The organism is Mycobacterium sp. (genome assembly GCF_049683355.1).
Lineage (GTDB): Bacteria > Actinomycetota > Actinomycetes > Mycobacteriales > Mycobacteriaceae > Mycobacterium.
In genome coordinates, this window is record NZ_JBAUJB010000467.1 from 1 (window position 1) to 12526 (window position 12526).

12 protein-coding genes are annotated in these 12526 nt (G+C 67.2%); 8 read left to right on the forward strand and 4 right to left on the reverse strand.

What is annotated here, in order from left to right:
• Positions 1-454: helix-turn-helix transcriptional regulator (locus WA944_RS26425; RefSeq protein WP_526647500.1), on the reverse strand; the 454-nt coding region annotated here is incomplete at its 3' end.
• Positions 451-1452 (reverse strand): helix-turn-helix transcriptional regulator, encoded by a 1002-nt coding sequence (locus WA944_RS26430; RefSeq protein WP_526375334.1) that lies wholly within the window; start codon positions 1450-1452, stop codon positions 451-453. The genes WA944_RS26425 and WA944_RS26430, both read right to left, overlap by 4 nt.
• 103 nt (positions 1453-1555) lie before the next feature.
• On the opposite strand from WA944_RS26430, the gene WA944_RS26435 reads away from it, so the two are divergent.
• From WA944_RS26435 to WA944_RS26465, 7 genes are all read left to right on the forward strand, one after another.
• Entirely contained in the window at positions 1556-2146 is a 591-nt protein-coding gene (locus WA944_RS26435) for a class I SAM-dependent methyltransferase (RefSeq protein ID WP_526375336.1), read from the forward strand.
• A 254-nt stretch (positions 2147-2400) separates the two neighbouring features.
• Positions 2401-4170, forward strand: coding sequence for a serine/threonine-protein kinase (locus tag WA944_RS26440; protein WP_526375338.1), 1770 nt, complete (start codon positions 2401-2403; stop codon positions 4168-4170).
• Entirely contained in the window at positions 4157-5701 is a 1545-nt protein-coding gene (locus tag WA944_RS26445; protein ID WP_526375339.1) for a hypothetical protein, read from the forward strand. Before WA944_RS26440 ends, WA944_RS26445 begins: the two co-directional genes overlap by 14 nt.
• Positions 5698-6126, forward strand: coding sequence for a hypothetical protein (locus WA944_RS26450; RefSeq protein ID WP_526375341.1), 429 nt, complete (start codon positions 5698-5700; stop codon positions 6124-6126). Before WA944_RS26445 ends, WA944_RS26450 begins: the two co-directional genes overlap by 4 nt.
• The gene (locus tag WA944_RS26455; protein ID WP_526375343.1) at positions 6126-7427 is read left to right on the forward strand and encodes a TSUP family transporter; all 1302 of its coding nucleotides are present in this window, start codon (positions 6126-6128) and stop codon (positions 7425-7427) included. Before WA944_RS26450 ends, WA944_RS26455 begins: the two co-directional genes overlap by 1 nt.
• A complete protein-coding gene (locus WA944_RS26460) occupies positions 7424-8233 on the forward strand; it encodes a serine/threonine-protein kinase (RefSeq protein WP_526375345.1) in 810 nt (269 codons plus the stop codon). Before WA944_RS26455 ends, WA944_RS26460 begins: the two co-directional genes overlap by 4 nt.
• Positions 8223-9419, forward strand: coding sequence for an FHA domain-containing protein (locus WA944_RS26465; RefSeq protein ID WP_526375347.1), 1197 nt, complete (start codon positions 8223-8225; stop codon positions 9417-9419). Before WA944_RS26460 ends, WA944_RS26465 begins: the two co-directional genes overlap by 11 nt.
• A gap of 15 nt (positions 9420-9434) precedes the next feature.
• Here the strand turns inward: WA944_RS26465 and WA944_RS26470 are convergent, their stop codons facing one another.
• Positions 9435-10646 carry a trypsin-like peptidase domain-containing protein gene (locus WA944_RS26470; RefSeq protein ID WP_526375349.1) on the reverse strand — a complete coding sequence of 404 codons (1212 nt, stop codon included), beginning with the start codon at positions 10644-10646 and terminating at the stop codon, positions 9435-9437.
• A gap of 90 nt (positions 10647-10736) precedes the next feature.
• Positions 10737-12095, reverse strand: coding sequence for a Pup--protein ligase (pafA, locus tag WA944_RS26475; protein ID WP_526375351.1), 1359 nt, complete (start codon positions 12093-12095; stop codon positions 10737-10739).
• A gap of 102 nt (positions 12096-12197) precedes the next feature.
• Here pafA and WA944_RS26480 point away from each other — a divergent pair, with 102 nt between their 5' ends.
• Positions 12198-12476, forward strand: coding sequence for a DUF7162 family protein (locus tag WA944_RS26480; protein ID WP_526375353.1), 279 nt, complete (start codon positions 12198-12200; stop codon positions 12474-12476).
• The last annotated feature ends 50 nt before the right edge of the window (positions 12477-12526 follow it).

Below are 12526 nucleotides of genomic sequence, written 5' to 3' on the forward strand. Positions count from 1 at the left end.
CCGCGGTGCGCACCGCCGCGGCCGCCTCGCTCTCGATCGGCGCCCGCTCGTCGACGGCGGCACCCTCGTCCCCGTGACCAGCCTTGCCCGTCGCGGACTCGATCTTGGCGATCGCGCTGCGCGCCGCCTCCGGATCCACCATCCCCGGCACGTCGAGAAGCGCGCGCAGCGCCACCAGCACCCCGGTGGCCTCCGGCGAGGTCAGCCGCAGCGGATGGTCGATACCGGCGGTGAAGGTGACCTCGATGGTGTCGCCGGAGAACTCGAAGTCGATCAGATCCCCCGGTCCGTATCCGGGCAGGCCGCACATCCACAACTGGTTGAGATCGTCGCGCAACTGTTTGATGCTCACACCGAGGTCCGCGGCCGCCTCCGCGTAAGTGATCTTCGGGTTGGCCTGGAAGTAGGGCACCATGTTCAGCAGCCGGACCAGCCGCGTGCTGACGGCAGTCATACGCGGTCCACCGTCACGCCGGCCTGCGCTTGCAACCGCGACATCACGTCGTCACGAAGCGACGCCGGCTCCAGCGCCACCGCGTCGGCTCCGTAGCTGGCGATCTCCCGCGCCACCCGGTCGAACATGTCGATGTCCAAGTCGATCTCCTCCCCCGCACGCCCGGCCAGGGTTCTCGGACCGACGACGGTGGCCCGCCGCCGCAGCGCCGTCGCCCGGCCGTCGGCGACCCAGACCCTGGCCTGTCCGGCCGCCGGCCAGTCACCGACCACCCTGTCCACGATCTCCCGAAGGTTCAGACCGGCGGGTCTGCGGACCGCGCCCGGTTCCCCGATCGGGGTCACCTGCGGACCGATCCGCGAGAGCCGGAAGGTGCGCACGGCGTCGCGGTCCCGATCGTGGCCGACCAGATACCAGCGCCCCCTGTCGGTGACCACCCCCCACGGCTCGACGGTGCGGGTGACGTACGGTTCGGTGCGCGACGGCCGGTGCTCGAACTGCACGGCGTGACCGGAATCGATGGCGGACAACAGGATTCCGAGAATCTCCTCGGAACCCCGCAGACCGGGCATGGCCGCGGTCGACGTGATCGCGACGTCGTCGTGTGCGGCGTCGATGTCCACGCCGGCCGCGCGCAACTTCAGCAACGCGCCCTGGGTGGCGGTGATGAGTTCGGGTGACTCCCACAGCTGTGTCGCCACCGCGACCGCGGCGGCTTCGTCGGCGGTCAGTTCCACCGCGGGCAGGGCGTAAGCCTCCCGGCTGATCCGGTAGCCCTCGGTCGGGTCCGTCTGCGACACCCGCCCGGTCTCCAGCGGGATGCCCAGATCACGCAGTTCGTTCTTGTCGCGTTCGAACATTCGCGAGAACGCCTCGTCGCTGGCCTCCTCGGAGTACCCGAGGACCGTGTCGCGGATCCGGTCGGCGGTGATGAACGTCCTGGTGGACAACAACGCGATGACAAGGTTCATCAACCGTTCGACTTTGGAGATTCCCACGGCTAGAGCTTAAGGGGCGTCGGGGGTCCCGTTGGACGGCCGATGCGGCGCGTCTGCCCCGGTACCGCCGGGGACACTGCCAGGCGTCTGACAGGATCGCCTGGTGGGTTCCCGATGGCAGCAGTCTGATGCACCCCGCGGGCAGGACTACGACGCCCGTTGGCAGCGTCTGGCCGCCTCCGGGGCCGGCGTGCACGGCGAAGCCGATCTCCTCGAGGCGCTGCTGCGCGAGTACAGCGGGACCGACGTTCTCGATGCCGGTTGCGGGACAGGCAGAGTCGCCATCGAATTGTCCGCCCGCGGTTTCTCGGTGGTCGGGCTCGATCTGGACCCCGAGATGTTGAGCACGGCCCGCGCCAAGGCGCCGGACCTGACGTGGATCGAGGCCGACCTGGTCGACGCCGGCTCACACGTGGACAGGACGTTCGACGTGGTGGCGCTGGCGGGCAACGTGATGATCTTCGTCGGCAGGGGGACCGAGAGCCGCGTCGTCAACGAGCTGGCGGCACTCCTGAAGCCCGGTGGGCTGTTGGTGGCCGGCTTTCAGCTGCGCGAGGACCGGCTGTCGCTGGGTCGTTATGACGAGCTGGCTGCCGCCGCGGGCCTGGAGCTGCTGGACCGCTGGGCGACGTGGGACAGGCAGCCGTTCACCGGCGGCGACTACGCGGTGACCGCGCACGCGAGGAGCGAATAGACAGCAGCGCACGCGAGGAGCGAATAGACAGCAGCGCACGCGAAAAGCCGATAATCACCGTTGGCAACACGAGTGTGCTTTGCCGATACCCGCGGCCGCCCCGACGAGCGCCGCCAACAGGCCCGGAGTAGTCCGGATTCGGCTAGCCGAGACTCCTCTCAGCGAGCGTGCAGGTGACATAGTCTCCCAAGTACGCAACGATGTGTTCGGTCAATGACACCTCCGAGTGGCCCCCACCTCAGGAGAGGAGAACGGTGAGCATCGGAGTTCCGGGCGTCAGTTCTGCAGAGAAGATCGGCCAGGGCGGATTCGGGATCGTCTACCGCGCCCATCAGGATTCGTTCGACCGAACCGTCGCGGTGAAGGTGCTGTCCGCCGTGGACCTGAACGCCGAGGCGCACGAGCGTTTCGCCCGTGAAGTACGGGCAGTCGGCCGACTGTCGGGGCATCCGAACATCGTGAGCGTTTACGAACACGGCACCACCACGTCGGGGGCCCCCTACCTGCTCATGGAGTACTGCGAGCGCGGTTCCTACGGCGACGTGTTGCGTAACGGCCAGCGCCTGTCCTGGGAACGAGCGGTCGACGTCGGGATCTGCATTGCCGAGGCACTGGAGGCGACGCATCAGGGCGGTCTGCTTCACCGCGACGTGAAGCCCGACAACATCCTGATCGACCGCTTTGGCAAGCCCAAGCTCGCGGACTTCGGCATCGCCAAGAATCCCGCGCAGGGCGGGCTGACGATGACCGGCAGTTTCATCGGATCACCTCAGTACATCGCGCCGGAGATCGTGCTCGGCCAGGCACCGTCACCGGCCAGCGATCTGTACGCCCTGGCCGCGTCGATGTACGCGCTGATCACCGGCGAAGCGCCCTACGTGCGCGACACCGACACGTCGTTGGTGCCGTTACTGCACCGGATCACCTCTGAGAATCCGCCCACGCTGCATCATCGGGACGTGCCAGGCCCGATCGCCGACGCCGTCCTGCGAGGCATGGCCAAAGAGCCGGCCCACCGCCCTGCCAGCTGTGCCGCGTTCGCCGAGGAATTGCGCCGGGCCAAACAGCTTGGTGATGCGGCGAACGCGACCCGGTCCGCGCCTGCCGGACCGGGCTTCGGTGCTGCACAACCCGGCGGAACGACACCGCCCGGCGGCACCAGCGGCCCGGGTGGGGTGTTCCAGAGCGGGCCCCACATCCCCGCCGCCCACTACCAGAGCGGCCCCATGCCCGCCGCCCAGAAGCGGACTTCGCGTCTGGTGCCCATCCTGCTGGTGATCGGCGGGGTGGTGTTCCTGCTCGGCCTGATCGGCGTGCTGGTGGTGGTCTTGACCGGGTCGAGCGACCAGGCGGCGAACACCGCGCCACCGTCGGCTCGCTCAGGTGGCGCGGGTGCCGGAGCATCGCAGACACCCGAGACCACGTCAGCGAACGCAGCGCCCCAGAACTCGCTGTCCGACGAAGAGGCGGCCGACGCGTTGCGTCTCACCGCCGATCAAGCCGACACTCTCGGCGGTCCGCAGTGGCTGCCCGCACCGAACAGCAACGCCGTCAACGCCAGTGCCGGCTTCTGTGGCGAACAACTACCGGCCGGGCCGACGCAGTTCAGCCAGCTGTTGTTCACCCCGACCGGCGAGGAGACGATTCCCAGCCTCGGCACTGCCGGAGCGGTTTTCGGCTCCGCCGAGACGGCCGCGTCGTATCAACGGCAGCGCAACGCCTCTGCCGCGTGTGGCACCTGGGTCACCGGTGCGAATTCCTCCGCGGTGTTCGAACCGCCGATCGCCCCGAACCTGGTCGGATGCGAATGCCAGGACGTCGCGGTGCACGAGATCGTGCTCACCGCCGGCGACGGTAGCCAGGTGAGCCAGTACACGGTGTTGGCGCAGCAGGACCGCTACATCGCGGCAGCGTTCTACACCGTCCCCGGAACCGTCGACGACGCCGGGGTCACGTTCGTCGGCAATCTCATCGATGCCGTTGTGGCACAGGTGAATCAGATCGCCACCGATGGACAGGGCTGAGCAGTTGAACGCCGGCAGCCGGCTACCTGGCGACCTGACGCCGAAACTGCGTGAGACCGCCGTCTGGACCGACGAGATGGTGGCTGAAGCGGGCATCCCGTTCTCCGATGTGCCGATGGTCACCATCGGAGGCGGGTTCGGCTCGTTTGTGCTCGCCGATCACCTGCGCGTCGCGGGTATGCCCACCCATCATCTGCGGGCCGTCACGCCACTGAGTACGCCCTACGAGCAGTACCGTTATCTGGCCCGCTGTTCCCAGATCCCCGACGACACTCGCCTTCGATCGGATTCGGCGTCGTGCCCGGACAACCTGTGGGGCTTCCCCAGCTACGCCCTGCGCGAAGCGTGGGAGAGCAAGTCCCTGGCCCCGATCCTCGGCGTAGCCACCGAGCCGATCGTCGCCGACTATTTCACTCCGCGCGCCGAGCAGGTCTATCGCACGACGGCCAAAGAGGCATACCGCATCGGCTGGCGTGACATGACCGTCGCCGGCCGGGCACGCATGGTGCGCAAGAGGCGCAGCGGCGGCTATTTCGTCCTGGTGACCCCCAAACCGGGAACGGCGGCGACAGCGCGAACGGCGTTGCGAGCCCGTTGGGTTCATCTTGCTGTGGGTTACCCCGGGGTCAAGTTCCTGCCGGATCTGCAGGACTACCGGCAGCGCAGCGGAGACTTCCACCGTGTCGTCAACGCCTACGAACCCCACGACCACGTGTACGACGCGCTGGCCGGTCGAGGCGGGACCGTGGTGCTACGCGGGTCCGGGATCGTCGGGTCCCGAGTGCTGCAACGCCTGCTCGACGATGTCGAGCAGCGGCACGCACGCACCCGTGTCATCCATCTGTTCCGGAATTACCGCGACCGCTCCACCGGCCCTCTGACCTTCCGTCGCGAGTCGGCCAACGGCTTCACCTACCAAGCGTTCAACTACCCGAAGGCGGCGTGGGGCGGGGTGCTGCGGGAGCGGCTGGCGCGACTCGACGGACAGCAGCGAGTCGACCTGATCTCGGCGATGGGGGGAACGAATACGCCGCATCGAAAGCAGTGGGACAGCCAACTCGACCGTGCGCGCGCGTCGGGCGTCTATCAGGCCGCGATCGGTTCCGTCGAGGCGGTCCAAGATGCCGGCCCGCGCGGCGTGAACACCCGTATCAAGACGCCGACGGGTGAATTCGCCGACGTGACGGCGGATTACATCATCGATGCGACCGGACTCGAGTCGGATCTGTCCGAGTCACAGCTGTTGGCCGACCTTGTCCAGCACACCGGTGCGGTGCGCAATCCACTGGGACGACTGGATGTGTCGGGGGCCTTCGAGCTGAGTGGCACCCGTTCCGGCGAGGGCCGAGTGTACGCATCGGGATCCATCACACTGGGCGGACAGTACGCGCCCGTCGACTCGTTTCTCGGGTTGCAGTACGCGGCACTGCAGATCACCGACGAACTCGCCGCGCAACAATTCGTCCGCAAGCTGGGCAGCACCCGCTCCTTGTCACAGTGGCTGCGTTGGGCGCGCGGGGTGGCACCGTGACCCCCACCCTGCTGGGCCGGATCCAGACCCGATGGCTGTTGCTGCTGCTGGTGGGCGTGCCGTGGACAGTGGTGATCTGCCCGCTGCTGCTGCCGTTCGCGCGGGGCGCGGGCCTCGGAGCGGTCTACGAACTGGCCTTCGTCTCGCTGGCGATCGTCGGCGTCGTCGGTACTGCGTGGGAGATCGGCTACCACCTGCTGATGCAGCTGCGGTGGGAGAAGGACTGGCCCGCACTGTTCGGCCTGGTCACCGCCGTCAACGAGTTCGCCACCCTCATCCTGGTCTTGGCGGTCCTCGGCTATCAGCTGTCCTTCGCCGTCGTGTTGTTGTTCGTGTCGGTGTGGCTGTGGATGTGGTTCGTGGCCAACGGCCCGCTGCGGGTGTTGTTCGTGCACTGGCGCTACCGTGGCGGACGGATCGTCTGATGAGCGAGCCGCCCGGTCGCAGCGTTCCGAATCTCGATTTCCTCGCGGCGGCAGCCGCCGCGCGCGACAGGGCCGATCGCCGCCGGGCACGGCTGGCGATCGGATTCTCCATTCTGGTGACCCTCGCCTGGTTCGTCGGTGTGCTGCTCACTGACAACTTCGGACGGGTCTGGGACAACATCGTCGCCACCCCCACCATGATGTTCGGGTCTTTCGTGGCGGGATCGACTCCCCAGGGTGGCGGCGCGGTGGCGTTTCCCGTCTTCACCAAGGGTCTCGGGGTTCCCTCCGAAGTGGCACGGACGTTCAGCCTGGCGATTCAGTCGGTCGGGATGACGGCCGCGACGGTGGCTATCCTGTTGCGCCGCCGCGCAATCGACGTGCCCGCTGTTTTGTGGTCACTGCCGATGGGGATCATCGGGCTGTTCCTCGGCTTGTTCCTGCTCTCCGATCGCTCGAGGCCGTTCTGGCCGTCGATCCTTCCCGGGGCCTACGTCAAGGTGCTGTTCACCCTCCTGGTGCTGGCCATGGCGTTTGTGGTGTTCCTCGGGAGCCGGGTGCCCATCCGTGAAGTGCGAACATCGGTGAGCCCCCTCGGCCGGCGCCAGATCGCCTTTCTGATGGTTGGAGCGTTGCTCGGCGGATTGGCTTCCTCACAGGTCGGCTCCGGTTCCGATGTCCTGTTCTATCTGGTGGTGGTGGTGATGCTGGGTCTGGAGCCGCGCATCGGCGTGCCCTCCTCGGTGTTGGTGATGACCGCGGTGTCGCTGACCGGGTTCGTGTACCTCGGGTTGATCCAGGGCCATCTGGACATCGCAGTCGCCGGGGGCGAGGTGACCCGGGTCGGCGCCACGATCATCGCTGACCCGTCGCAGTACCCCGCCGATCGTTTTGACCTACTTGGGCTTTGGCTGGCGGCAGTACCAGTGGTCTGTTGGGGGGCCCCGCTGGGTTCGGCGTTCGCCGCCCGGATCACGTCACGACAGCTGGCGATGTTCGTGGCTGTCCTGGCCGCAGCGGAGGGCGTCACCACGATCGTCTTCGTGCGGGAACTGCGCACTGATCCGGGACTGATCGCTTTCGGAGTCGTCGGTGCGGCGGTCCTCGTCGGCGGGCTGTGGCTGTGCGTGCGGTACCGCCACCGGGTGGCCGAAGTGCGTTTCGATCCGTCAGCGTCGATCACCCGCGAAAGTGTGGACGTGGGTGGGGATTACGTGCGCGACGCCGAGTCCAGACGCGACGCCGCAGGAGTCGACGACCCGCAGTGTTCAGACACGGGCGGGGGAACTGAACGACCATGAAGAAGATCGCCGACTATGTCCTGTTGGAGAGGCTGGGATCCGGAAACCACGGCGCGTTCTATCTGGCCCGGACTCCGCAGCGTCTCAATCTGCCCGACGCCTTCTGCGCGGTGAAGATACTGTCCCAGCGCGCCAGTCCGGACGCCTTCCGCCGGATGGCCAACGAACTGCAGATCTTCGCGTCCATCAACTCGGCCAACCTGGTCAGCCTGTTCGACGCCGGGCATCAAGACGGCGTGCTCTATTACGCCACGGCCTACCACGAAAAGGGGTCGTTGGCCTCACCGCGCAACGCAGGATTGGACCCACGGGGTGTGGTGTCTGCAGTGGCCGACGCCGCCCGCGGAGCGCACGCTCTACACGAAGTGGGCGTGGCCCACCGTGACATCAAGCCGGGCAACGTACTTCTCACCGATCGGGGCGCAGTCCTCAGTGATCTGGGCTTGGCCCAACTGCTCAGCCGGGGAGCGACGTTGACCGGACTCGGACCAATCGGGACGCTGGCGTTCATGGAACCCGGCGTGGCCCGCGGCGACGAGTCATGCCGGGCATCCGACGTGTGGTCGTTGGCTGCCACCCTGTTGGCGGCGCTCACCGGCCACGGACCGTTTCCGGGCCTCCCGACCGAGAGTCTGGGGATGGCGCTGCAGCACCTGCTCCGGGAGGAGCCCCAGATTCCCGGTGAGTTTGACCCCACCTTGCGGCCACTGATCGAGGCCGGATTACAGCGAGATCGAGCTGCCAGACCCCGAACCGCGCTCGAATACGCCGAACTGCTGCAGGATTGGTCCGGTCATGCAACTTGACGTCAAGGTCGTCCCGGGTGCGGCAGCCGTCCTCCGTTATGGATCGGTGATCGCCGTCACCGCAATGACCGGTGGCGCACAACTGGTGGGCTTGCGTGAAGCCGTCCGTGCGGCAGCAGATTCCGACGCCCCGGCGACAGCGCTCCTTCAGGCGCTGGCGGACGGTGACACGCAGTTCCCGGTCGTTGCCGTGGTTGCGACCCCGGAAGGGGCCGACGTCGTGCTGCTCGGCGACCTGGAGGTGCGCGCCGAGACGATGGTGGGCATCACTCACCTCAACGGACGTGCGGCGGCCGGCGCCATCCGGCAGACCCTGACGGGCCCACTCACCAGGATCAGCGTCGGCGATGCAGAAAACGAGATCCCCGACGGTTTCGGGTTGGAGGAAGGTGTGGTCCCCGGGGGCGGTGTGGTGATCGTGCTAGCCCCGTCCGGACCGGTGGAGCAGCCGACGGCGGTCCTGGCCTCCTCGACCTTGCCCTCGATCGTGGCGGCCCGTCCCGGTGAGCGCGAGGACCCGCGTGGGCAACCCGTTATCGACCCCGAGGCGCCGGCGCCCGACGAGCGGAGCTTCGAATCGGTGCCACTTGTCGGCGCCGGACCGCAGCTGCCGAACCTGTCGGTCTCACGAACTCCGCTCCCCCTGCTCAGCGGCGAGCAGAGCCCGCCACCCGCGGAACAAGCGCAGGTATCCGATTCGGTCCGGCCTCTTCCGATGGTGAAGGGAGTGAAGTGCCCTCTCGGCCACTTCAACCACCCGCACGCTGTCAACTGCGCTTGGTGTGGGCGCGGCATGCTGCAGGTTTCGCGCATCGTGGTGGATGGCCCCCGACCGCCGCTCGGTGTGCTGCTGGTCGACGAGCAGGCGACGTTCACCCTCGATGCCGACTACGTCGTCGGCCGGATGCCGAGCCGGTCTCCGGAGGTCGACGGCGAAGCGGTACGGGAACTGGTTCTCGCCGACCCTGACCGGTTGGTCAGCCGGGTGCACGCGAAGATCGCTCTTCGGGACTGGGACGTCACGGTCGAAGACGGCGGCTCCGACAATGGTACGTGGGTACTGGCCGGAAACCTGCGTACCCCACCGCATCGGTTGACACCCAACAGCCCACATCCGCTACGGCCGGGCGATCAGGTGCACATCGGGCGACACCGCTTGACATTCCACTCACACCATCTGCTGTGACGGCGAACCCCGCGATCAGGGTTGGTGCGGCTGCCATTGCTGAGTCGGGCTCCACGGTGGCTGCTGCTGCGGAGGCGTGTGCGGGGTGGTCGGCCCCGTCGGTGGTCCGCCCGGCCCACCGAAGCCGCCCGGACCCGGAGGCCCTGAGCCAGCGCCCTTGGAACGACGGCTGAGCACGATCGCGAGAACCACCGCGACCAGGACGATCACCACTCCCACGATGGCGACGATCATCCAGATCCACGGGAACGACGAATCTTCCGGTGCCGGTGTCGCCAGCGTGACCGCGTTCTTCTGCAGGAACGAGCGCAGGGCTGCAGCATCGGTGATGAAATTGAATCCACTGTCCTCACTGAAGCCGAAGGAGTTGACGCCGATCACCTCGCCTGCGGAGTTGATCGTCGGTCCGCCGCTCATCCCGCCGGACACGTCGGCGTTGATCTCGGTGCCTTCCCCGCCGCCCTCGAGCACCTGCTTGCTGGACGCGGTGCCTGTCTTGAAACTCGGCTGGGGAACCCGGGACCCGTCACTGATGCCGAGCACATTGCCGGGAAACCCGACCGCGGTGAGTTGCTCGCCTACTTCCGGGGATCGCTCGGCGACCACCAGCGGCTTCAACTCGCCGACACCACCGACCTTCAGCAGCGCATTGTCACCGTCGTCGAACGACTGGAAGTCCACCACCTGCACCGTGACGGGGCTGCTGATCACCCGGTCGGGGTCATCGGGCTGGACGACCTCGACGACCCGCTCGATTTCGGAGTCGCGGTCCTGTCCCTCGACCACCCATTGTTCCGAGTTGGCCTGCTCCAGCAACTCGGCCCCGCGTTCGACGCTGATCTCCCCTTCGTCGACGATCCCCTGGAGGAAGGTGGAACGGAAGTCGATGCGCAGCGACTCGTCGTTGGGGTCCACGCAGTGGCCGGCGGTGACGATGAAACCGGACGGATCGACGGCGAACCCACTGCAGGTGTAGCTGATCTCGATCTGGTCGGAGAAGAACCCCTGGCCGTCCTCGTCCACCGACGGCGGTACTTCGACGTAGCCGGTATAGGTGGTGGTCACGAGGACCATCGCGTCTTTGACGCGGTCGTTGACTGCGCCGTCCTGAGCGCCGGCGACCGGCGCGAGTGCCGTCGCCGAGAGGGCGAGAAGGACGGTGGTCAGTGCGGCAAGCCAGCGGTGGAGCGCGAAGTACCGGCTACCAGACTGCCTGCGACGTGGCATAGCGCAAGCTAATCACGGCGCGCCTAGGTCCGCTACCGAAGGAGAATGGCGTTTTAGCGAGTTTCCGCGAAAGCAACATCCGCGGGACTGTCACATGCTCGCGATCAGCCGCTTCACCCGCTCGTCGACCGAGCGGAACGGGTCTTTACACAGCACGGTCCGCTGCGCCTGGTCGTTGAGCTTGAGGTGCACCCAGTCCACGGTGAAGTCACGACCGGCTTCCTGCGCGGCGCTGATGAACTCGCCGCGCAGCTTGGCTCTGGTGGTCTGTGGTGGGGTGTTGACCGCGGCCTCGATCTCCTCGTCGGTGGTGATGCGCGCGGCCAGGCCCTTGCGTTGCAGCAGGTCGAACACGCCGCGGCCGCGTTTGATGTCGTGGTAGGCCAGATCGAGCTGGCTGATCTTCGCGTCGGAGAGCTCCATGTTGTAGCGGTCCTGATACCGCTGGAACAGTTTGCGCTTGATCACCCAGTCGATCTCGGTGTCGACCTTGGCGAAGTCCTGGCTCTCCACAGCGTCGAGCTGTCGGCCCCACAGATCCACCACCTGCGAGATCTGCGGGTTGGCCTCACGTGTCTGCAGATACTCCACCGCACGCGAGTAGTACTCGCGCTGGATGTCGAGCGCGCTGGCCTGCCGGCCACCGGCCAGCCGCACCGGCCGTCGGCCGGTCAGGTCGTGGCTGACCTCGCGGATCGCCCGGATCGGGTTGTCCAGCGAGAAGTCGCGGAACGCCACACCGGCCTCGATCATCTCCAGGACCAGGGAGGCCGAGCCGACCTTGAGCATGGTGGTGGACTCACACATGTTGGAGTCGCCGACGATGACGTGCAACCGCCGGTACTTCTCGGCGTCGGCGTGCGGCTCGTCGCGGGTGTTGATGATGGGACGCGACCGGGTGGTCGCACTGGAGACGCCCTCCCAGATGTGCTCGGCCCGCTGGGACAGGCAGAACGTCGCGGCCTTGGGGGTCTGAAGCACCTTGCCTGCGCCGCAGATGAGCTGACGGGTGACCAGGAACGGCAGCAGCACATCGGAGATGCGGGAGAACTCGCCGGCACGCACGATCAGATAGTTCTCGTGGCAGCCGTACGAATTCCCCGCCGAGTCGGTGTTGTTCTTGAACAGGTAGATGTCACCGCCGATGCCTTCGTCCGCGAGGCGCTGCTCGGCATCGATCAGCAGGTCTTCGAGCACCCGCTCGCCGGCGCGGTCGTGGGTGACCAACTGGGTGAGGCTGTCACATTCTGCGGTGGCGTACTCGGGATGGCTGCCCACATCGAGGTACAGACGCGCGCCGTTGCGGAGGAAGACATTGCTGCTGCGGCCCCACGACACCACCCGCCGGAAGAGGTAGCGGGCGACCTCGTCGGGGCTGAGCCGGCGATGGCCGTGGAACGTGCAGGTGACACCGAATTCGGTCTCGATGCCCATGATTCGTCGCTGCACCTCATCGAGACTACTTGCTGCCCGCGAGGACGGTGGCCGCACCACGCCAGACGCCTGTGGATAACCGGGGCGGGCGGGTCGCGAAATCTGCCAGCATGAGCCATGGGGGAAATCGCGTCGGTGGATGTGGACCGGCTGCGACGGCTCGCCGACGCCGTCTCCGCCGCTGCCGCGGAGATTGCCGGGGCGCCGTGGCCGGAGCTGGAACCCGACGGGCTGCGCGGCTCGGCGGTGAGCGAGAGGGTGCGGCCCGGGCCGGTCGGAGAACAGGTCCGTGAGGTCGCCGAAAAACTGCGGGAATGGGCGTCGGCAGCGCGGACGTCGGCGGCGATGTTCGAGCGCGCCGACGCCGTCAACGGTGATCGGTTCGCCTCCGGATGAACCGCCCGACCGTGTCGCAGGCGCAGGCATGGCAGCCGGCGGCGCTGCAC